The organism is Aurantiacibacter hainanensis (assembly GCF_036321025.1).
In the GTDB taxonomy this organism is placed as follows: Bacteria; Pseudomonadota; Alphaproteobacteria; order Sphingomonadales; family Sphingomonadaceae; genus Alteraurantiacibacter; species Alteraurantiacibacter hainanensis.
Genome location: NZ_JAZAPB010000002.1, coordinates 40,171 through 59,720, shown reverse-complemented (window position 1 = coordinate 59,720; position 19,550 = coordinate 40,171). Strand labels below are relative to the sequence as shown.

Annotated in this window: 22 protein-coding genes; 3 read left to right on the top strand and 19 right to left on the bottom strand. The window is 64.5% G+C overall.

Annotation, left to right across the window (positions count from 1 at the left end; genetic code table 11):
• Positions 1-7: 7 nt before the first annotated feature.
• Positions 8-757: a cold-shock protein gene (locus tag AAA989_RS07775; protein WP_338242289.1), complete on the bottom strand. Its 750-nt coding sequence runs from the start codon at positions 755-757 to the stop codon at positions 8-10.
• Between the two features lie 259 nt (positions 758-1,016).
• On the opposite strand from AAA989_RS07775, the gene AAA989_RS07770 reads away from it, so the two are divergent.
• From AAA989_RS07770 to AAA989_RS07760, 3 genes are read left to right on the top strand one after another with little or no spacing between them, the layout of a single operon-like run.
• Positions 1,017-1,457 carry a protein tyrosine phosphatase family protein gene (locus AAA989_RS07770; protein WP_338242288.1) on the top strand — a complete coding sequence of 147 codons (441 nt, stop codon included), beginning with the start codon at positions 1,017-1,019 and terminating at the stop codon, positions 1,455-1,457.
• A gap of 3 nt (positions 1,458-1,460) precedes the next feature.
• Positions 1,461-1,853 (top strand): hypothetical protein, encoded by a 393-nt coding sequence (locus tag AAA989_RS07765; protein WP_338242287.1) that lies wholly within the window; start codon positions 1,461-1,463, stop codon positions 1,851-1,853.
• Complete coding sequence (locus tag AAA989_RS07760) at positions 1,850-2,740, top strand: sterol desaturase family protein (protein ID WP_434781451.1); 891 nt, start codon at positions 1,850-1,852, stop codon at positions 2,738-2,740. Before AAA989_RS07765 ends, AAA989_RS07760 begins: the two co-directional genes overlap by 4 nt.
• Positions 2,741-2,804: 64 nt before the next feature.
• Here AAA989_RS07760 and AAA989_RS07755 read toward each other — a convergent pair whose 3' ends face one another.
• From AAA989_RS07755 to AAA989_RS07670, 18 genes are all read right to left on the bottom strand, one after another.
• Positions 2,805-3,923, bottom strand: coding sequence for an OmpA family protein (locus AAA989_RS07755; RefSeq protein WP_338242275.1), 1,119 nt, complete (start codon positions 3,921-3,923; stop codon positions 2,805-2,807).
• Positions 3,924-4,190: 267 nt separating this feature from the next.
• Positions 4,191-4,529, bottom strand: a complete 339-nt coding sequence (locus tag AAA989_RS07750; RefSeq protein WP_338242273.1) for a P-II family nitrogen regulator — start codon at positions 4,527-4,529, stop codon at positions 4,191-4,193.
• Positions 4,530-4,757: 228 nt separating this feature from the next.
• Positions 4,758-6,092, bottom strand: a complete 1,335-nt coding sequence (gene amt, locus AAA989_RS07745) for an ammonium transporter (RefSeq protein WP_338242271.1) — start codon at positions 6,090-6,092, stop codon at positions 4,758-4,760.
• Positions 6,093-6,109: 17 nt separating this feature from the next.
• Positions 6,110-6,448: a P-II family nitrogen regulator gene (locus AAA989_RS07740; RefSeq protein WP_120076376.1), complete on the bottom strand. Its 339-nt coding sequence runs from the start codon at positions 6,446-6,448 to the stop codon at positions 6,110-6,112.
• 151 nt (positions 6,449-6,599) lie between these two features.
• Positions 6,600-7,298 (bottom strand): endonuclease/exonuclease/phosphatase family protein, encoded by a 699-nt coding sequence (locus AAA989_RS07735; RefSeq protein WP_338242268.1) that lies wholly within the window; start codon positions 7,296-7,298, stop codon positions 6,600-6,602.
• Entirely contained in the window at positions 7,295-7,870 is a 576-nt protein-coding gene (locus AAA989_RS07730; RefSeq protein WP_338242266.1) for a pyridoxamine 5'-phosphate oxidase family protein, read from the bottom strand. Before AAA989_RS07730 ends, AAA989_RS07735 begins: the two co-directional genes overlap by 4 nt.
• Positions 7,871-7,988: 118 nt before the next feature.
• On the bottom strand, positions 7,989-9,533 hold the full coding sequence (locus tag AAA989_RS07725; RefSeq protein ID WP_338242264.1) for a peptide chain release factor 3: 1,545 nt from the start codon (positions 9,531-9,533) through the stop codon (positions 7,989-7,991).
• A 44-nt stretch (positions 9,534-9,577) separates the two neighbouring features.
• Complete coding sequence (locus tag AAA989_RS07720) at positions 9,578-10,522, bottom strand: hypothetical protein (protein WP_338242262.1); 945 nt, start codon at positions 10,520-10,522, stop codon at positions 9,578-9,580.
• Complete coding sequence (pheT, locus tag AAA989_RS07715; RefSeq protein WP_338242260.1) at positions 10,515-12,905, bottom strand: phenylalanine--tRNA ligase subunit beta; 2,391 nt, start codon at positions 12,903-12,905, stop codon at positions 10,515-10,517. The genes AAA989_RS07720 and pheT overlap by 8 nt, the downstream gene beginning before the upstream one ends.
• The gene (pheS, locus tag AAA989_RS07710) at positions 12,902-14,002 is read right to left on the bottom strand and encodes a phenylalanine--tRNA ligase subunit alpha (protein ID WP_338242258.1); all 1,101 of its coding nucleotides are present in this window, start codon (positions 14,000-14,002) and stop codon (positions 12,902-12,904) included. Before pheS ends, pheT begins: the two co-directional genes overlap by 4 nt.
• A 102-nt stretch (positions 14,003-14,104) precedes the next feature.
• Positions 14,105-14,827 carry an AraC family transcriptional regulator gene (locus AAA989_RS07705; protein ID WP_338242256.1) on the bottom strand — a complete coding sequence of 241 codons (723 nt, stop codon included), beginning with the start codon at positions 14,825-14,827 and terminating at the stop codon, positions 14,105-14,107.
• A gap of 350 nt (positions 14,828-15,177) precedes the next feature.
• Positions 15,178-15,540 (bottom strand): 50S ribosomal protein L20, encoded by a 363-nt coding sequence (rplT, locus tag AAA989_RS07700; protein ID WP_338242254.1) that lies wholly within the window; start codon positions 15,538-15,540, stop codon positions 15,178-15,180.
• Between the two features lie 24 nt (positions 15,541-15,564).
• A complete protein-coding gene (gene rpmI / locus AAA989_RS07695) occupies positions 15,565-15,768 on the bottom strand; it encodes a 50S ribosomal protein L35 (protein WP_338242252.1) in 204 nt (67 codons plus the stop codon).
• Positions 15,769-15,995: 227 nt separating this feature from the next.
• Positions 15,996-16,424 (bottom strand): gamma-glutamylcyclotransferase family protein, encoded by a 429-nt coding sequence (locus tag AAA989_RS07690; protein WP_338242250.1) that lies wholly within the window; start codon positions 16,422-16,424, stop codon positions 15,996-15,998.
• On the bottom strand, positions 16,424-17,203 hold the full coding sequence (locus AAA989_RS07685; RefSeq protein WP_338242249.1) for an inositol monophosphatase family protein: 780 nt from the start codon (positions 17,201-17,203) through the stop codon (positions 16,424-16,426). Before AAA989_RS07685 ends, AAA989_RS07690 begins: the two co-directional genes overlap by 1 nt.
• Positions 17,200-17,601: a cupin domain-containing protein gene (locus AAA989_RS07680; RefSeq protein ID WP_338242248.1), complete on the bottom strand. Its 402-nt coding sequence runs from the start codon at positions 17,599-17,601 to the stop codon at positions 17,200-17,202. The genes AAA989_RS07685 and AAA989_RS07680 overlap by 4 nt, the downstream gene beginning before the upstream one ends.
• Positions 17,601-18,536 (bottom strand): ribose-phosphate pyrophosphokinase, encoded by a 936-nt coding sequence (locus AAA989_RS07675; RefSeq protein ID WP_338242247.1) that lies wholly within the window; start codon positions 18,534-18,536, stop codon positions 17,601-17,603. Before AAA989_RS07675 ends, AAA989_RS07680 begins: the two co-directional genes overlap by 1 nt.
• Positions 18,537-18,770: 234 nt before the next feature.
• Positions 18,771-19,454 (bottom strand): YiaD family glycine zipper/OmpA-like lipoprotein, encoded by a 684-nt coding sequence (locus AAA989_RS07670; protein WP_338242246.1) that lies wholly within the window; start codon positions 19,452-19,454, stop codon positions 18,771-18,773.
• Between the last annotated feature and the right edge of the window lie 96 nt (positions 19,455-19,550).

The window sequence follows — 19,550 nt, the reverse complement described above, 5'->3', positions numbered from 1 at the left end:
CGCGCAGTCAGCCCTGCACCGGCACCAGGTTTACGGCCGAGTACTTGCCTCGTCGATCGACCTCAAGGTCGAATTCGAATCGGTCGCCTTCGGCAATGCCGGGAAGGCCCGAACGCTCCACTGCGCTGATGTGTACGAAGGCATCATCCTTGCCGTCATCGCGGGTGATGAAGCCGAAGCCCTTCATGGTGTTGAAGAACTTGACCGTGCCGACGGCCTTTTCGCCGGTGAGTTCGCGCTGCGGTGCCTTGGGCTGCGGTGCAATCACATCGCCCACGACCTGAAGGTCGGCGGCCGAAACCTTGCCGCCACGATCGACGAGATTGAATTGCAGTTCCTGCCCCTCGGCAAGGCCTTCCAGCCCGGCACGTTCGACTTGGCTGATGTGAACGAAAACGTCCTCTCCGCCCTCGTCGCGCTGAATGAAGCCGAAGCCCTTCTGCGCGTTGAAAAACTTTACCTTGCCCTGGCCCGTTCCGACGACCTGGGCAGGCATTCCGCCGCCACGGGGAGCCCCACGGCCGCCACCGCCACCGCCGCCGAAACCACCGCCACGGTCATTGCCGCCGAAGCCGCCGCCGCGATCGTCGTTGAAGCGGCCACCGCCGCCGCCGCCGCCAAAACGGTCATTGCCGCCATCGCGCCAGCCACCGCCGTCCATGGGCGGAGGTCCGTCCATGAAGGGATCGAACCCTTCTTCACCGATATTGTCCCGCTTGTCGCGTCCCCGACCGCGACGTCCTCGATCATAACCCATGTATACGTAAAACCTTCAATCCCGCCCTGAAACACCAGCCAGCGACGCGAGCGAAGTTCTCGCCGACCGGAAATGACGAACCTGCCCCGTCACCTCGACTAGGGTTTATAACGGAGAAACCGGCGAGACGCGAATGATTTAAGATTACGGGTCTGTTACTACCCCGAGAGGGGGCGCGGACTTGTCGTGAGAGGCAGCTTGCAGCAATGCATGGCGGATACCCCGACAATGGCAAATCGCTGCCCGAGAAAGGATTCCAATGTCAGATTTCCGTCAGTTGAGCGACAGCATGTGGGCCAGTCCGCAGATCGGCACGGGAGACGTGTCGAAGGCGGCGGACGAAGGTTTCTCGCTGGTAATCAACAACCGTCCCGATGGGGAGGAGGAAGGTCAACCGGCTGGCTCCGTGATCGAATCGGCCGCGAAGGAAAGTGGCCTCGCCTACATGGCCATCCCTGTGGGGCACTCGGGCTTCAGAGAGACGCAGGTGGAGGCCATGGCAGGGGCTCTGGCTGAAGCGGATGGCAAGGTGCTTGCCTATTGCCGATCGGGAACGCGTTCCACCTTCCTGTGGGCGCTGGCGCGTGCCAGCCAGGGCGCGGATCCGGCTGAACTGGCGCGCGCCGCTCAGGGAGCGGGCTACGACATCTCGCCGATCATTCCCATGCTGGACATACTGGCGGCCAAAGCCGGCCATTAGGTTATGGGAAGCGAGTTTGCGCAGTTCGCAGGTTCGCTGGCGGCGGTCGCGACGCTTGTGGCGCTCACCTATTTCCTCGGCTTCCGAAAAGACGGACAGATCAAGACGATCGAGGAAGCGCGTCATCTGTTCCGCCTCGCGCCCGGCGGGTTCGAGCCGGTCGAGATCGCGCTGGATGCCGAGGGACGCGGCGCCATAGCGCGCGATGACGAGGGACGCCTTGCTCTGCTGGTGCCACATGGAAGCCAGTTCATCGTGCGGCCGATCCCAGCAGGTACGACGGTCGTGGCGCGCGATGGTCGGCTGGTCATAGAGGGGCTAGCCAGTCCGACGCTTTTTCTGGGCGAGGACGCCGGGGGCTGGGCCACTACTGACAGCGATGCTAATAGCGGCTGATGTCCTTCGACCCGGTCACCTACGCGATACCCGTCTTCGTGGCACTGATCATCGGCGAATTGCTGTGGTCGCGCCGGGCGGGCGCGCACCATGCCTATGAATGGCGCGATACCGGGACGTCACTCGCCATTGGCCTGGGCAGCACGGTGGCCGGCGCGCTGACGGGCGGCTTCACGGCGGCGCTGCTGGTGTGGGCGCACGACCTTTCTCCATTGTCCATCGGCTGGGCGTGGTGGGCGTGGCCGCTGTGTTTCGTGCTCGACGATCTGGCCTACTACGTCTTTCACCGCAGCGCCCACCGCGTTCGCTGGTTCTGGGCTGCGCACGTGAACCATCATTCCAGCCAGCACTACAATCTCTCCACCGCGCTGCGTCAGAGCTGGACGGGCTTCATAGCCCTGTCCTTCATTTTCCGCCTGCCGCTGGCCGTGGTGGGGTTCGAGCCCGGCATGATCCTCGTCTGCGCGGGATTGAACCTGATCTACCAGTTCTGGATCCATACCGAGGCGGTGAAGCGCCTGCCGGACTGGTTCGAGGCGGTGATGAACACGCCTTCTCACCACCGCGTGCATCATGCCGTAAACGCGCGCTATCTCGACCGAAACTACGCCGGCACCTTCATCGTGTGGGACAGGATGTTCGGCACCTTTGCGCCCGAGGATGACAGGGATCGCATCCGCTACGGTATCGTCAGCCAGCTGGGCAGCTTCAACCTGCTGTACGCGGTGTTCCACGAATGGATCGGTATCACGCGAGACGTGTGGCGCGCGCCCTGGCGCCACAAGCTTTCCTACATGTGGCGCGAACCGGGCTGGAGCCATGACGGCAGCCGCGAGACGTCCGACATGATCCGAAGCCGTTGGGAGCGCTCAGAAAAAGGCGATTAGCCGAGGCCAAACAAAAAGGGCCGGGATCGCTCCCGGCCCTTCTCGTTGTTCGGTCCGTGTGAACTTACATGCCCGAACCCGGACCGTAAGTGATTTCCACGCGGCGGTTCTGCAGTTCGCGAACACCATCGGCGGTCGGCACGCGGGGCATGCTCTCGCCAAAGGCTTCGGTCGAGATACGACCGGCGGGGATGCCACGGCCGGTGAGGTATTCCTGCACCGATTCATTGCGACGCTCTGCCAGGCCCATGTTGTACTGGACCGTGCCCGAACGGTCGGTGTGACCGGCCAGCATGATCGCCGCAGTACCGCAATCGCCGTAGGCGGTGATGGCGGAGTTGAGCACCGTGGCCGCTTCCGGCGTGATGTTCGCCTCGTCCCAGTCGAAGAACACGACATAGGGGCCCTGCTCGCAAACCGGCGCAGGCGGAGGCGGCGGGGGAGGCGGCGGAGGCGGAGGCGGCGGGGGAGGCGGCGGCGGGGGAGGCGGAGGAGGCGGCGGGGGAGCTTCTTCCGATCCGCCGAAGTTGAACAGCAGGCTCAGCAGCGCAGAGTGCGACTGGATATCGTACTCCACATCGCGACCAAGCGTGTCGGTGATCTGGAAATCGCCGGTGTCGAGATAGCGGTACTTCAGGCCCAGTTCGGCCACGTCCGTAAGCGGCAGGCGAACCTGTGCGATAGCCTGCCAGGACCACGCATGATCTTCGTCGTCGAACAGCTGGCCGCCCGGCTGGACGGGGTTGAAGGTGTCGACGCCCATCCAGGTGTGGCCGAAGCCGCCACCGGCGGAGAAGGCGACCTTGCCATCGTTACCACCGAAATCGAAGAGCCCGTTGGCCATGACCGATGTCAGACGCTGTTCGCCCGGATAGCCGATCGAGTCCGGCGGGGTCGGGGCGTTGACGGCGACGGCGGTGATGTCCTGCGTATCCGCTTCCTTGTAGGAAACTTCCAGCTCGGTGCGGATCGGTCCCCAGTCGTAACCGGCGACGCCGCCCAGTTCCCAGCCGAGGTCATAGTCGACCTCGGAGTCGGGCAGGGCGAAAATTTCGAGATCGGTCTCATCGAAGACGACGGCGCCGACATCTACGCCGGCGTAGCCTTCGCCATCGCGGGCCATGGCCGGCGCGGCGATCGCACTTGCGGCGACGCCGATTGCCAATGCACTTTTACGCATCATTGAATTCCCTCACATTGTTCCGAGCATGGCATAAAACCCACACGAGTCCGTGGCAACGGTTTCCCTTGCAGTACCCCTCGGCCTTTGGCGGGTTCCATTTGCGTCGGAATAATGACTCGCCGGTTCTCGCACAGCCTAAACGAAAATTAATCGTCCTGATTCAGAGATTTATCCGAATATCGCGTTTCTCCGCGACGTCTTGTTGCGCGAAAGTCACATTTTCGATGTTAGCGACGGCGCAGGTTCGGCTTTCCTGAAATTGCGCCGTCAAATCGCCAGTTCGCCGGTTTCTCCGGTGCGGATGCGGGTCACCTCGCCCACGTCGATGACGAAGATCTTGCCATCGCCGATGGTCTCCGTGTTGGCGGCGTTACGAATGGTTTCCACGATGCGGGGCGCCATTTCATCGCCCGTCACGATCTCCAGCCGCACCTTGGGCAGCATGTTCACGGCATATTCCGCGCCACGATAGATCTCGGTCTGCCCCTTCTGCCGTCCGAACCCCTTTGCCTCGCACACGGTCATGCCGGCGACGCCGATGGCGGCCAGGGCCTCGCGCACTTCTTCCAGCTTGAACGGCTTGATGACTGCGACGACCATTTTCATGCGGTGACCCCCTGAATTTCTCTATCCGCTCGCCAGGTCCGGCGAACTCGTTGCCCCATGTAACCGATCACACGGGGCGGCTGGCAACAGAAAAGTGGAACACAAAAAAAGGGGCCGGAGCATGGAAGCTCCGGCCCGTTGGAGTTGTACGTTCGCAGGAGGAACGAATGTTGGCGGGGTCGGGGGGAGAGGAGGAGAGAGGTCCCGCCCCCGCCAATTCGGTGAGGATCAGGCCTTGTGGGCGAGATCCGGATAGGCTTCGACACCGGTCTCGTGGATGTCGAGACCGGCGATCTCGACTTCCTCGGAAGGACGCAGGCCCATGGTCATCTTCAGGACGATCCAGACGATGCCCGAGGCGACCGAGACCCAGACGGCGGTGGCAACGATACCCGCGACCTGCGCACCCAGGATCTCCGGGTAGCTGATGGCGACGGCCAGCGTGCCCCAGATACCGGCGAAGAGGTGGACCGGGATCGCGCCGACGACGTCATCGATCTTCAGCTTGTCGAGCAGCGGCACGGTGAAGACCACGATCAGGCCGCCGATGGCGCCGATGATGATCGAGGTTCCGACGGACGGCATGAGCGGCTCGGCGGTGATCGAGACGAGGCCGGCCAGCGCGCCGTTCAGTGCCATGGTGACGTCAGCCTTGCCGTAGCGCAGCTGCGTCAGGATGATCGCGGTCACCACGCCGGCGCAGGCGGCCATGTTGGTGTTGACGAAAATCTTCGACACGTCCGACACGTCGCCCACGGTGCCCATCGCCAGCTGCGATGCGCCGTTGAAGCCGAACCAGCCGAGCCACAGGATGAAGGTGCCCAGCGTGGCGAGCGGAATGTTCGTGCCGGGGAAGACGTTCACCTTGCCATCGACGTAGCGGCCGAGGCGCGGACCAAGGATGATGGCGCCGATCAGGGCAGCCCAGCCGCCGGTCGAGTGGACCAGGGTGGAGCCGGCAAAGTCGGAGAAGTCCATCTGATCGAGGAAGCCGCCGCCCCATTCCCAGCTCACCACGACCGGGTAGATCACGCCGGTAAGCACGGTGACGAAGATGAAGAAGGGCACGATCTTGATGCGTTCGGCCAGTGTGCCGGAGACGATCGAGGCTGTGGTGGCGCAGAAGACCATCTGGAAGAACCAGTCGGAAGCGACAGAATAGCCCGTCTCGAGGTCGGCAGCGCCGACGTCCTGCATCGGATACCAGCCGCTGAAGCCGCCGATGTAGCCGTTGAAGTCGCCCGGATAGGCGATGTTGTAGCCGATGATCCAGAACATCAGGCCGGCAATCGAATAGAGACCGATGTTCTTGAGGCACTGGGTGGAGGTGTTCTTGGCGCGGACGAGGCCCGCCTCCAGCATGGCGAAGCCTGCCGCCATCCACATCACCAGGAAGCCGCCGATGAGGAACAGCAGCGTGTTGAAGATATAAGCGGTTCCGCCGCTCACGGCATCAGCCGCCACTGCGGCTGCGGCATCGGCAGCCGGAGCCGCGAGAGCCGGACTGGTTGCAAGCGCAGTCGTCGCGACGACGGCACCCAGTTTGAGAATTGCGTTTTTCATTCTGTCAGACCCCCTGATCAAAGCGCGGTTTCGTCGGTTTCGCCGGTGCGGATGCGCGTGGTCGAAGCGAGTTCGAGCACGAAGATCTTCCCGTCGCCGATGCTTTGCGTGCTGGCGGTTTCCTGGATGGTCTCGACGACCTTCGGCATCAGCTCGTCGCTCACGGCGATCTCCAGCTTCACCTTCGGCAGCATGTTCACCGAGTACTCGGCACCGCGGTAGATCTCGGTCTGCCCCTTCTGGCGACCGAAGCCCTTCACTTCCGACACGGTCATGCCGGCGACGCCGAGCCCGGCGAGCGCTTCTCGCACTTCGTCGAGCTTGAATGGTTTGATGATGGCGATGACGAATTTCATCCCTGACCCCTATGACTTGCCGGGTCGCTCCCGGCCGCACGATTGCAATGCAACCGCCGTGCCAGACGCAACGAAACGTTAGTTTTCGGGATGTTGGCGCAATTCGTCGCGCGTGAAAGCCGACCGGTCGCCTAAATCTCAGGCACGGTGCCTAAGATTCGTGCAGCGCCAGCGTCACCTTTATGGGCAGGTGGTCCGACGCCTGCCGCGCCAGTGGGCTGGTGTGCACGACGGCGTCCTCGCACTGCCAGTGCGGCGTGTGCATCAGCCGGTCGAGCGGCAGCAGTGGCCGCCGCGCCGGAAAGCTGCGTCCGGGCTCCACCATCTCCCAGTGCGCGGCGAGCCCGCGCTCTCCCCCGATCGGGCGGATCCATTCGTTGCAGTCGCCCAGCATCACCGCGGGCAGGCCGGGTGCGCGCGAATTGTTGCACAGGTGCGCGAACTGCCGCTTGCGCCGCAGCCCCGAAAGGTCGAGGTGCATGGAGGTAACGCAGATTTCGTAGGAGCCCGGGTGCAGCTTTACCCGCAACGCCCCGCGCGGCTCGATCTGCGGCAGCGTCTCCGCTTCCAGCTTGCCGATCCCGATCCCTTCGCGCACCAGCAGGGCGTTGCCGTGCCAGCCCATGCTGGCGGGCTTGGTGGGGCGAGCGACGATCTGCCAGCCGCAGTCCTTCAGCGCGTCCCGGTCCAGCACTGCCCGGCGCGTGCCGAAGCGTTCGTCCACTTCCTGCAGCGCGATGATGTCGGCACCCAGTTCCTCGATCACCTCGACGATGCGATCGGGATCGCGGCGCCGGTCGGCCCCGACGCCCTTGTGGATGTTGTAGCTGGCGAACGTCAGCCGCGTCATTCGGCGGGTTTGGTCGCCTTTCCGGCGATGTAGCGATCTGTGGGGCGGGTCGGCAGTCCGTCGATGCTTTCCCGGCGACGCTTGACCTTGCCCGCCCACTCCTGCGGATCGGCGTTGCTGTGCGCCTTGATCAGCGTGTTGCGCTCCTTCTCGAACTGCATGAAGGGCACGCCCCACCCGCAGCTTGTCTGCACGCTTTCCACCTCGATATCGAAGATCTGCCGCGTGCCGGGAAGCAGGGTGAAATGCTGCGCGATCTCGTCCCAGCCGGCTTCCCACGGCAGGACCGGCTTGCCCCTGCCATAGATGCGCAGGATCAGCGCGGGCTGCTGGAAATTGCAGAACATCAGCGTGATGCGTCCATCGGCCAGCAGGTGGGCATTGGTCTCGTTGCCCGAGCCGCCGAGGTCGAGATAGCCGGCCCGCGTGGGCGAGAGCACCCGAAAGGCGTCGTAGCCCTTGGGCGAGAGGTTGATGCGCGCGTCGGCAGCGGCAGTGGCGACGAAGAAGACCGGCTGGGCCTCGATCATCGCGATATGCTTGGCGTTCAGGGAGTCGAAGAAGTCGGCCATGCCGGGAAGTTACTTCATTCTCGGCGCTGGCGGAAGCATGGTGCGGCGCTTTCCTGCACCGAGGCGGCCAGGAAAAGGCCTGCTCTCGTTGTCAACTTCGTCAGGTTCGTGCAGGGCCTTACCGCTCCTTGGTGGCGGAGAATTTCAGATCGGGGTTCTTCTCTTCCTGGTAGCCCACGTCCCACGCGCTCTTAGCCATGAACACCAGATCGCCGTCGCGATCCTTCGCCAGATTACCCTGGTTGAAACGTTCGAATTCGCGCAGGGCCTCGTCGCTGCCTTTCAGCCAGCGCGCGGTGGCGAAGGGCGAATCCTCCAGCCCAGCATCGACCTTGTATTCCTGCGAAAGCCGGGAGACGAGAACGTCCAGCTGCAACTGACCGACCACGCCGACGATGCTGGTGCCGCCGATCTCCGGGTAGAAGACCTGGATCACGCCTTCCTCGGAAAGATCGTCCAGCGCCTTTCTCAACTGCTTGGTCTTGGTGGGATCCTTCAGCCTCACGCGGCGCAGGATTTCCGGCGCGAAGTTGGGCAGCCCGGTAAACCGGATCGTGTTCTTTTCGGACAGCGTATCGCCCACGCGCAGCGTGCCATGGTTCGGAATGCCGATGATGTCGCCGGGAAGGGCCGTATCGGCGATCTCGCGGTCCTGTGCGAAGAACAGGATGGGAGAGTGCACCGCGATGGGCTTTCCCAGACCGCTCGGTATCAGCTTCATCCCGCGTTTGAACGTCCCTGACACCTGCCGCATGAAGGCGATGCGGTCACGATGGTTGGGATCCATGTTGGCCTGCACCTTGAAGATGAAGCCGCTGACCTCGTCGTGATCAGGGCCGATCTTCTCGTCGCCAGCAGGTTGCGGACGCGGCGGCGGAGCGTAGCGGGCGATCGCGTCAATCAGTTCCGCCACGCCGAAGTTCTTCAGGGCGGAGCCGAAATAGACCGGCGTCAGGTCGCCGTTGCGATAGGCCTCCAGGTCGAATTCGGGATAACCGACCCTGGCCAGTTCCGCCTCTTCCTCGTACTGCTCGGGAATGTCGGCACCTGCGTCGCGCTTGCCGAGATACTCGTTGGAGCCGCCTTCGGGCCGGGCCACCTCGCCGGTGCGAAAATCCAGCAGGCCTTCGAACAGTCCGCCCATGCCGATGGGCCACATCTGCGGCGAAACGTCGAGCGCCAGCATGTCGGCCACTTCGTCCAGCGTCTCGAAGGGATCGCGGCCCTCGCGGTCCACCTTGTTGACGAAGGTGATGATCGGCACCGAGCGCAACCGGCAGACCTCGAACAGCTTGCGCGTCTGCGGCTCGATACCCTTCGCGGCATCGATCACCATGATCGCGGAATCGACGGCGGTCAGCGTGCGGTAGGTGTCTTCCGAGAAATCCTCGTGCCCCGGCGTGTCGAGCAGGTTGAAGGTGATCGTCTCGTCTTCGTATTCCTTCTCGAAGGTCATCACGCTGGACGTGACCGAGATACCGCGCTGCTGCTCGATCTTCATCCAGTCCGAGCGCGCGCGCCGGGCTGCGCCGCGTGCCTTCACCTCGCCGGCAAGGTGGATCGCGCCGCCCTGCAGCAGCAGCTTTTCGGTCAGCGTGGTCTTGCCCGCGTCTGGGTGCGAGATGATCGCGAACGTGCGGCGGGAGTTGGTCGATGAGGGCATGGTGGGGGCGCCGCTACCAGTCGCCGCCTTCTCGGTCTACCGAATTAGCCCGCGACGGCTGCGGCCAGCAACTGCTCGGCGCGCCAGTCCGGTTCGCGGAACGCCCGCTCGCGCCAGTCGGGCAAGAGTCGGTCGAGAACGAGCCACAGCGCGAGGCCCTGGTTCTGCGTCCAGTAATCGCCCGACAGGGCTTCTCGCAGGGCGAGTTCCGCCGAGACGCCCGGCTGGTTGCGGAAATGGCTGAGCATCATGAACTGGCCCATGCCCTCCATCGTCAGGAAAACATCTTCCAGTTCGGCATAGAAATCCCGCGCGTCGTGGAAGTACATGGCCCGCCGCTGGCGCATCAGGCCGAGGGCTTCGCCCGCCAGGTAGCGGGCCGTCTCATCGTCGGGCGCGGCAGCCGCGGCGAAGAGCGTGTCGCGCTCCGTCTCGTAGAGGCCGACATAGGCGGGATCGTCCGAGAAGGTGTCCTGCACCAGATCATCGCTGATCCTGAAATCGGGATGGCGCGCCTCGATGGCACCCAGCGCATCGCTGGCGAGGGTCGACTGCCGCGTGTGCATGATCTCGTGCAGCATGACCCCTTCGAGGAAGACTTCGAAATCGATGCTGCTGGAAATACCCGCGGCGCGCCACACGCTGGGAAGGCTCATCACGAAGCGCCCCGATCCGTCGGCGAATGCGATGGGTCCGAGCGGCACTTCGAAATTGCCCAGATCGACGCTCTCGCCGCCGTGCGGCACCCCCTCCGCCAGGGCCACCTGCCCTTCGGGCATGGTATAGGTGCAGGCGGAATCGATGGCCACGACCTGCGGCAAGGGTGCCGGGGGAAGGTCCAGCCACTGCTGTTCCGCCACCTGCCACTGGGAAAGCGCCCCTTCGAGCCAGGCCTGATCCGCGCTTGCCATCGTGCACACGCCCACGGGTCCGGAGCCGGTGGTGCACCCTGCCAGAAGCAGGCCGAGGGGCAGCAGCGTCCTACCCACGCAGCTCCGCGCCCTGGTTTGCTGCAGCGGCAATCACCTTGTCGCTGATCGCCTTCAGCTCCTCGTCCTTGTAGCTCTTCTCACCCGGCTGCAGCGTCACCTCGATGGCGATGGATTTCTTCCCCTCGGGAACGCCCTCGCCTTCGAACACGTCGAACACGCGGGCATCGACGATGTTGGCCTTGTCCGCCCCCTTCACCGCACGCAGGAGGTCTCCCGCCGGACAGTCGGCAGGAACGAGGAAGGCGAAGTCGCGCTCCACCGATTGCAGGGCGGGCGGCGCGAAGTGAGGTTTCTCGAAGCCGCCCTTGCCCTTCTTCTGCGGGATGGCGTCGAGATAGATTTCCACGGCCACGACCGGTCCGCCAATGTCGAACGCGTCGAGCGTGGCAGGATGCAGCGCCCCGAAGCGCGCCAGAACGTTCTTGGGGCCGAGCCGCATGGTCGCGGACTGGCCGGGGTGGAACTGGCCGCCCGCTTCGCCCATCACCATCAGCTTGTCGACCGGCGCGCCGGCCTGGGCCAGCAGCGCCTCGGCCTCGGCCTTGCCGTCGAAGGCATCGAATGGCTCGGCCTTGCCGGCGGACCAACCCCGCGGCGTTTTCTCGCCCGCCAGCAGGACGGCCAGCGTGGGGCGTTCGTCGCTCGAGCCATCCTTGGCGCGGAAGTAGCGGCGGCCGATCTCGAACAGGCGCGAACCCGGGGCGCCGCGATCGGAATTGCGCTTGGCCGCGCTCAGCAAGCCGGGGATGAGCGAGGGACGCATGACTTTCATGTCCTCGCTGATCGGGTTGTCGAGCACCCACAGCGCCTCGTCATCGGCAAAATGCCGGGCCTGGTCGGTGGGCAGGAATGACCACGTCACGGCCTCGTTCATACCTCGCGCGGCGGCGGCGCGGCGCAGGCGCCGTTCCAGCGCCTGCATCGGCGTGGCGGTGGGGCGCGCCACGCCATCGATGCGCGGCAGCGGCGTGCTTTTCACGTTGTCGAGGCCGTGGATGCGAACGACTTCCTCGACGAGATCGGCCGGGCCTTCGATGTCATGACGACGCGGCGGGCAGGTGACCCGCCAGTCGGAGCCGACCGAGAATTCGAGCGCCTCGAGAATGCGGCGCTGCTCGTCCTCGGCAACTTCGACGCCGCCCAGTCGCGCGGTCAGGCCGGGATCGAAAGCGATGACCTGAGGATCGGCAGGCGGCGAGCCTGCACGCACGATTTCGGATGCCTCGCCGCCGCAGAACCTCTGGATCAGGCTGGTAAGGCTTTCGAGACCTTCGTCCAGCCAGGCCGGGTCCACACCGCGTTCGAAGCGGGTGCGCGCATCGCTGGCCAGACCCAGCTTGCGGCCCGTCACCCCGATATGCTCGGGATCGAAATAGGCGATCTCCAGCAGCACGTCGGTGGTTTCCGGCTGCACGGACGAATACTCTCCGCCCATGATACCGGCGATGTCGTGCACGCCATTGTCGTCCGCGATCACCGTCATGCTGGAATCCAGCGTGTAGGTCTTCTCGTTCAGCGCCAGCACCTGCTCGCCATCCTTCGCGCGGCGAGCGACGACCGGGCCGGACAGCTTGGCAAGGTCGTAGGCGTGGGCCGGGCGGCCGAAGGCGAGCATCATGTAGTTGGTGATATCGACGATGGCGCTGATCGGGCGCTGGCCTGCCGCCATCAGGCGTTTCTGCATCCACTCCGGGCTGGCGCCATTGCTGACGCCCCGGACCACGCGGCCATAGAAGGCCGGGCAACCTTCCGGATCGTCGGTACGGATTTCCACCGGGCACTCGAACGTCGCCTCGATCTCGTGCTCGCGCAGGGGCTTCAGCGTCCCCACGCCTGCCGCCGCGAGATCGCGGGCAATGCCGTATACGCCCATGCAGTCGGGTCGGTTCGGCGTGATCGCCACGTCGAAGACGGGTGATGCGCCGTGATAATCGGCGAAACTCTCTCCGACGGGCGCATCTTCGGGCAGTTCGATGATGCCTTCGTGATCGTCACCCAGCTCCAGTTCGCGCACGGAGCACATCATGCCATTGCTCTCGACGCCGCGGATCTCGGACTTGCGCAGCTTCATGCCGTTGGCTGGCACCTCGGCACCGGGCAGGCCGAGCACGCCCTTCATCCCGGCGCGCGCATTGGGCGCACCGCAGACGACCTGCAACGGATCGCCCTCGCCCGTAGTGACGGTGAGGACCTGCAGGCGGTCGGCATCGGGATGGGGCCTTGCCGTAAGCACTTCGGCCACGCGAAAGCCTTCCAGCATCTCGGCCGGGTTCTCGATATCCTCCACCTCGATGCCGATGGCATTCAGCTTTTCGGCGATTTCCGCGACGCCGGCATCGGTTTCGAGGAAATAGGTGAGCCATTCCAGCGAGAACTTCATGGCTGCGCTCCCACACCGGCGGAAAGCGTCGGCTGGTCGAACGGGCTGAACCCGTAGTGCGACAGCCAGCGCGTATCGCCATCGAAGAAGGCGCGCAGGTCATCCATCCCGTATTTCAGCATGGCCAGGCGATCGACGCCAAGCCCCCAGGCAAATCCCTGCCACTCGTCCGGATCGAGGCCGGCAAATTCGATCACGCGGCGATTGACCATGCCGCTGCCCAGAAGTTCCATCCAGCCATGGCCGGGTTCGTCGCCGCTGCCGCCGAGGACGCGTTTCCCGTTCTCGATGGCGAAGCCCACGTCGACTTCCACCGATGGTTCGGTGAAGGGAAAGTAGCTGGGCCGAAGACGCAGCACGATGTCCTCAGTCTCGAAGAACGCCTTCAGGAAGGTCTCGAGCGTCCACTTCAGGTGGCCGAGATGGATACCCTTGTCGATGACAAGGCCTTCCACCTGGTGGAACATGGGCGTGTGGGTGGCGTCGCTGTCGCTGCGATAGACGCGGCCCGGCGCGATGATGCGCAGCGGCGCACCCTTCTCGAGCATGGTGCGCACCTGCACTGGACTGGTGTGCGTGCGCAGCAGCATCTTGCCGCCCTTGGGAGCGGTGTCGGGGAAATAGAACGTGTCGTGCATCGCGCGCGCCGGGTGGCTTTCCGGCATGTTGAGCGCCGTGAAGTTGTACCAGTCATCCTCGATCTCGGGGCCGGTGGCGACAGCGAACCCGAGGTCGGCGAAAATCTCTGCCAGCTCGTCCATCACCTGGCTCACCGGGTGCACGCTGCCCACGGGAGCGCTCGGGGCCGGAAGGGTCAGGTCGAGAGTTTCAGTGGCGAGGCGAGCCTCGAGCTCTGCCGCTTCAAGCTCTTCCTTGCGCGAGGCGAGGCCATCCGCCACCGATTGCCGCAAGCCCTGGATGGCCGGCGCCTTCTCCTGCCGCTCCTCCGGGCTCATCTTGCCAAGTGTCTTCAGCAGCGCGGAGATGCTGCCCTGCTTGCCGAGGTACTCGACGCGCAGGGCTTCCAGCGCGTTGAGATCGGCGGCGCTGTCGATCCGCGACTGGGCTTCCGCGGCGGTTTGGTCGTAATCTGACATTGTCTCTTCAGGGTCTTGAGGCGGGTGTTTTATTGCTTCGGACAGGCCGGGCCTGTTAGCCGCCCGGCCGCCCGCGCCCAAGCCCTAAATCGGCGGGGTTCGTCAGGTCTCGCGAGAATGGGCGCCGAGTTCGCTCAGCCGCCGGGCGAAGATACCATTCAGCAAGGGGTGGGGCATCTGGGCATATTCGCTGGGCGTCATGTCCATGAAACTACGAAAATCGCGCACGAAATGAGCCTGGTCGACATATTGTCCATCCAGCGATGCGCTCCATTTGCGGCCCGGGTTGTCGGTGAATTTCCAGAGGCTGCGAAGGAAGCGCTGGCGGCGTAGCAGCGTCTTCGGAGGAAAGCCGAAATAGCGGGATGCGAGGCGCTCCAGCGTGCGACGGCTCACGCCGACGCTCTCGGCCAGGCATTCGACATCGCCGATGGCCGGATCCTGCAGCGCCGCATGAATTTCGGCAACCTGCTTCTCCTGCGGATTGCGCGAGGACCGGTTCGCGCAGAGGAAGTCTCCGATCCGGCGAGCCGTGCCTTCGACATCGGCGGGATCCTCGCGCACCAGGTCGAGAATGGGGGCAAGCCTCTCGAACGCCGGGTGGTCTGCCGCATCGACGATGCGGTTTGCGATGTCCCGCGCAGAGCCGTGGGCGAAACGGGTCCAGCCCACCGGATTGAGACCCACGCTCCAGGAGCGGGAGGTGTGCAAGTCCAACTTGAGCGCACGGCTGGTGGGACCGTTGGCCACGAAATCGGGGCAGGCTTCCACCTTCGTTGACCCCAGCGTCACGCGGTGCGGCTCGCCATCGACCAAGAAATGCATCCCGGCCCAGTCCGGATAGTGGCAATCTCCGACGGCCACATTTTCGGGGGTTTCGACAACAAAATGGTAAAGCGCGCTGAAATAGGGCTGCAGCTTCTTCGGCAAGGCAAAGGCCTTCACCTCGACCTTGCAGTCTTGAAGAAGATACCCGGAAATGATTGCCCCCATTGTCTTGATCGGCGCGCTAATTCAACCGCGCTGGATACGAAGTTTACGCCAAGATTCGAATAAATAACAACAGGCTTCGCGATTCGATCAGGGGAGAATGATCGGTTTTGGAGGCAACAAAGACAAAGGGCGCGGATGAGATGCCCCATCCGCGCCCTTCAATCCTGAAATGCAGGCAGAAATCAGGCCGCGGGCAGCGCGTCCTTCGCCTGCTTGATGATCGCGCGGAAGGCATCCGCTTCGTTCATGGCGAGATCGGCCATCACCTTGCGGTCCAGCTCGATACCGGCGAGCTTAACGCCGTGCATGAACTGCGAGTAGGTGAGCCCTTCGGGACGCACGGCCGCGTTGATGCGCTGGATCCACAGGGCGCGGAAGTTGCGCTTCTTGATCTTGCGGTCGCGGTAGGCGTACTGGCCGGCCTTCTCGACGGCCTGGCGGGCGACGCGGATCGTGTTCTTGCGACGGCCGCGATAGCCCTTCGCCTGTTCGAGAATCCGCTTGTGCTTCTGGCGCGTGGTGACGCCGCGTTTAATGCGAGGCATATCCTATAACTCCTTGGCTGCGGCTCAATCGAGGCCGTAGGGGGCCCATTTCTTCACCGCGGCCCAGTCGGCCTTGGCAAGAACCTTGGTCCCGCGCTGCTGGCGGATATACTTCGCGTTGTGGCTGATCAGGCGGTGGCGCTTGCCGGCGACACCATGCTTGACCTTGCCGGAAGCGGTGAGCTTGAAGCGCTTCTTGACGCCGCTCTTGGTCTTCAGCTTGGGCATTTTCATCTCCTTGGTCAGAGACACGTCCGAACCAGCCCTGGCAGCCCTTTCAGCCAGACCGGCAGATAATCACGTGTCGGTGAAGGCCGCGCACATAGCGAATACATGCGAGAATGCAAGCTGGTTGATGAAGCACATGCGGCGGGTTGCCGCTGTATCTCCGCGAGGGCGCCCGCGATGGGAAAGAGCGATTCGCGGGTTTGCCGGCACCGACAGCTGTAGGAAAGTCAGCGCGCCGCGATCGGCTTGCGTCCCGTTTCCTCCAGCCAGGCCGCGAAGCTGCCGCCCTCGATCGGCACCGCCCCTTCCGGCACCTGGCGCGCGTAGCAGTAGGCCTGCGCATCCACGACGAGGCCGTTGGGCAGCATGACCGGGATCTGTTCGCGGCGATACTCGGCGTCGGGGCCGTCGTGGGCGTTCTCGAATTCGTCCATCGCCCGCCATTCGACAGCGCCCGCCTCGTGCACCACGCCAAGGACCTCGCCGCCCGCGGGATCGGGCAGCAGGATCGGATACCAGCCGCCGTCGTCGCCCTTCACGCCGTAGAGCGCGCCGCGCGTGGTGGCGGGCAGCCCGGCCTCCAGCGCCGCGACCAGTTCGGCGGCGCGGCCTTGCGCCAGTTCCTTGATAAGCACGCCGTAGACGAACAGACGCATCAGTTGCCGCCCATCGCTTCGAGCACGTCCTCCAGCCGCGCGGCGTCGCCCAGCGCCAGCACCGTGCCATTCGATTCGGCGTGCAGAGGCTCGCCCGCCCAGTCGCACATCATTCCGCCCGCGCCTTCCACCACGGGGACCAGCGCGGCGTAGTCGTGCAGCTTGAGGCCCGCCTCGCACACGATGTCGAGATGGCCGGAAGCGAGGCAGGCATAGTTGTAGCAGTCGCCGCCCATCACCATGCGCCGGTGATCGGTCTTCGCTGCCAGCGCCATGAAGGCATCGCCCTGCGCCTGGCTGAAATACTGCGGCCCGGTGGTGGCGAGGCTGGCGTGCGCAAGTTCGCGGCAATGGCGCGTTTCCACGCGCTTGCCGTTGAAGGTGGTCGCCTCGCCCGCGACGCCCAGCCAGCGCTCCGAATTGATCGGCTGGTCGATCATGCCCAGCACCGGGAAGCCTTCGACGAGGAGCGCGATGAGCGTCCCGAACACCGGTCGCCCGGCCAGGAAGGCGGTGGTGCCGTCGATTGGATCGAGCACCCACTGGCGGCCGGAGACACCGTCCTTGACGCCGAATTCCTCGCCGTGGATGCCGTCGCCGGAAAACTCCGCCTCGATCAGCTTGCGCATCGCCTCCTCGGCGTTGCGGTCGGCTATCGTTACGGGCGTCGCGTCGCCCTTGGCCTCGCTGTCGACGCCGGAGCGGAACAGGGGGATGATCTCCGCCCGCGCGGCATCGGCCAGGCGGTGCGCCAGCGCGATTTCGGCGGCAAGGTTCATTCGCCCACCTCGATCCTTTCCGGATCGCCTTCGTCGTGAACGCGCACGACGATGCCGCGAACGCCTTCTTCTCCGGCGCGCGGGGTGTGGACCTGCCTGGCGGGAATGATCACGCTCTCGCCCGCCACGAGGGTGCGGGGCTCCCGTCCCTCCATGTCGAGCACGGCGCTGCCCTCTATCACGTAGAGGTATTCCTCCCACGGGTGATAGTGCGTCGCGCCGACCGCCCCAGCGGGCAGGCGAAGGTCGTTCACGATCAGGCGCTGGCGGGGGGCCGCGCCGGGTGCGGTGTCGAAGACGGCGTTGGCGCCGAAAGGCGGCACCCAGCGGCTTTCAGGCCCCGGGGTCGAGGCGCACCCCGCCAGCAGGACAGCCAGCAAGGCAACCGCGGCGCGCATCAGTCGAACAGGCTCGACACGCTGCTCTCGTCGGCGATGCGGCGGATCGCCTCGCCCAGCAGCGGGGCGATAGGCAGGATGCGGATACGGCCCGAATCCTTGGCCGCGTCGGTCGGCTGGATCGAATCGGAGATCACCAGTTCGGTCAGCGCCGACTTGTCGATGCGCGCGACGGCACCGCCCGACAGCACGCCGTGGGTGATATAGGCGGTCACGCTTTTCGCGCCCTGGTCGATCAGTGCCTGCGCCGCGTTGCACAGCGTGCCGCCCGAATCGACGATGTCGTCGATCAGGATGCAGCAGCGATCCTTCACGTTGCCGATGATGTTCATAACCTCGCTCTCGCCAGGGCGATCGCGGCGCTTGTCGACGATAGCCAGCGGGGCGTTGTCGAGGCGCTTGGCCAGCGCGCGGGCGCGCACCACGCCGCCGACGTCGGGCGAGACGACCATCAGGTCCTTGTCGCCGTAGCGCGCCTGGATATCGGCCGCCATGGTGGGCGCGGCATAGAGGTTGTCGGTCGGGATATCGAAGAAGCCCTGGATCTGACCTGCATGCAGGTCCACCGCCAGCACGCGGTGGGCACCCGCCTCGGTAATCAGGTTGGCGACCAGCTTGGCCGAGATCGGCGTGCGCGGACCGGGCTTCCGGTCCTGCCGGGCATAGCCGAAATAGGGCACGACGGCGGTGATCCGCTTGGCAGAGGCGCGCCGCAGCGCATCGATGCCGATCAGCAGTTCCATGAGGTTATCGTTCGCCGGATAGCTGGTCGACTGGACGATGAAGACATCCTCGCCGCGCACGTTTTCGTGGATCTCGATGAACACCTCTTCGTCGGCGAAGCGGCGCACGCTGGCATCGGTGAGAGGTACTTCGAGATAACCGGCAATCGCGCGGGCGAGCGGCAGATTGGAATTGCCGGACATGATTTTCATGGATGCGAATCCCTGTGTGGCAGCTTGAGCGTCCCGCCTAGCGGAGAGTCATGGAAACGCAACAGAGGGCGGTTTCAGTTTTCCGCGCGATTGTATGTTTTTCGCTTCCGCCCCTGCCCTGGCGTCCTCGCCAGACGCGCAGCAAGCGTGAACGCGCCCTGCCGGGCGCTTGCGTGGGGCCAACAAAAAAGGGCGACCCGCAGGCCGCCCCTTTCGTTCGGTTCGAAGACTTTATCAGTAAGCCTGTTCGACATCTTCCTCGGTAACCGGGGTGATGCGGATTTCCACGCGGCGGTTCTCCGAACGGCCAGCGGCGGTGGAGTTGTCCGCGATGGGATACTGCTCGCCGTAACCGATCGTCTCGATGCGGGCGCGAGAGACGCCGCGCGAGACGAGGTAGTTGGCGACCGATTCGGCGCGGCGGCGCGACAGGTCGAGATTGTACTGCTCGCTGCCGGTCGAATCGGTGTGACCCATCACGTCGATCAGCGAGTTGGGGTAGTCGATCATCGACTGGGCAACGCCGTCGAGCGTGTCGCGCATCTGGGGCGAAATGGTGGTGGAATCGACCGCGAAGGTGACATCGGGAAAGTTCACCAGGATGCCGTCGCCCTCGGGCGTCTGGTTCACATCGACGCCCGTGCCTGCGGTCACTTCTTCCAGCTCGCGAATCTGCTCGTCCATTCGGTAGCCGACATAACCGCCGGCCGCACCGCCGATGCCCGCGCCGACAATGCGCGCGGTCTTGCCGCCGATCAGGCCGCCCAGAAGATAGCCGAGGCCGGCCCCGCCGATGCCGCCGATGGCGGTGCGCGAGACGTGGCGTTCACCGGTGTTCGGGTCGGTGACGCAGGCGCTGGTGGTGCCGATCAAGGCGACGGCGGCCGTCGTGGAGACGAGCAACTTCTTGATGTTCATTGAGATTTCCTCCAAATTTCGCACAGCGCGGCAGGCCCGAACTGCGCCACATGCCAACCTAAACGCCCCGTTTTGACGGCAGTTCCTTGAATGGCT

Bases quoted from the DNA above. Each gene is read 5' to 3' on its own strand.
- AAA989_RS07775 (WP_338242289.1), bottom strand. From the start codon at position 757: ATGGGTTATGATCGAGGACGTCGCGGTCGGGGACGCGACAAGCGGGAC.
- AAA989_RS07770 (WP_338242288.1), top strand. From the start codon at position 1,017: ATGTCAGATTTCCGTCAGTTGAGCGACAGCATGTGGGCCAGTCCGCAG.
- AAA989_RS07765 (WP_338242287.1), top strand. From the start codon at position 1,461: ATGGGAAGCGAGTTTGCGCAGTTCGCAGGTTCGCTGGCGGCGGTCGCG.
- AAA989_RS07755 (WP_338242275.1), bottom strand. From the start codon at position 3,923: ATGATGCGTAAAAGTGCATTGGCAATCGGCGTCGCCGCAAGTGCGATC.
- AAA989_RS07750 (WP_338242273.1), bottom strand. From the start codon at position 4,529: ATGAAAATGGTCGTCGCAGTCATCAAGCCGTTCAAGCTGGAAGAAGTG.
- amt (WP_338242271.1), bottom strand. From the start codon at position 6,092: ATGAAAAACGCAATTCTCAAACTGGGTGCCGTCGTCGCGACGACTGCG.
- AAA989_RS07740 (WP_120076376.1), bottom strand. From the start codon at position 6,448: ATGAAATTCGTCATCGCCATCATCAAACCATTCAAGCTCGACGAAGTG.
- AAA989_RS07735 (WP_338242268.1), bottom strand. From the start codon at position 7,298: ATGACGCGGCTGACGTTCGCCAGCTACAACATCCACAAGGGCGTCGGG.
- AAA989_RS07730 (WP_338242266.1), bottom strand. From the start codon at position 7,870: ATGGCCGACTTCTTCGACTCCCTGAACGCCAAGCATATCGCGATGATC.
- AAA989_RS07725 (WP_338242264.1), bottom strand. From the start codon at position 9,533: ATGCCCTCATCGACCAACTCCCGCCGCACGTTCGCGATCATCTCGCAC.
- pheT (WP_338242260.1), bottom strand. From the start codon at position 12,905: ATGAAGTTCTCGCTGGAATGGCTCACCTATTTCCTCGAAACCGATGCC.
- pheS (WP_338242258.1), bottom strand. From the start codon at position 14,002: ATGTCAGATTACGACCAAACCGCCGCGGAAGCCCAGTCGCGGATCGAC.
- AAA989_RS07705 (WP_338242256.1), bottom strand. From the start codon at position 14,827: ATGCATTTCTTGGTCGATGGCGAGCCGCACCGCGTGACGCTGGGGTCA.
- rplT (WP_338242254.1), bottom strand. From the start codon at position 15,540: ATGCCTCGCATTAAACGCGGCGTCACCACGCGCCAGAAGCACAAGCGG.
- rpmI (WP_338242252.1), bottom strand. From the start codon at position 15,768: ATGCCCAAGCTGAAGACCAAGAGCGGCGTCAAGAAGCGCTTCAAGCTC.
- AAA989_RS07690 (WP_338242250.1), bottom strand. From the start codon at position 16,424: ATGCGTCTGTTCGTCTACGGCGTGCTTATCAAGGAACTGGCGCAAGGC.
- AAA989_RS07685 (WP_338242249.1), bottom strand. From the start codon at position 17,203: ATGAACCTTGCCGCCGAAATCGCGCTGGCGCACCGCCTGGCCGATGCC.
- AAA989_RS07680 (WP_338242248.1), bottom strand. From the start codon at position 17,601: ATGCGCGCCGCGGTTGCCTTGCTGGCTGTCCTGCTGGCGGGGTGCGCC.
- AAA989_RS07675 (WP_338242247.1), bottom strand. From the start codon at position 18,536: ATGAAAATCATGTCCGGCAATTCCAATCTGCCGCTCGCCCGCGCGATT.
- AAA989_RS07670 (WP_338242246.1), bottom strand. From the start codon at position 19,454: ATGAACATCAAGAAGTTGCTCGTCTCCACGACGGCCGCCGTCGCCTTG.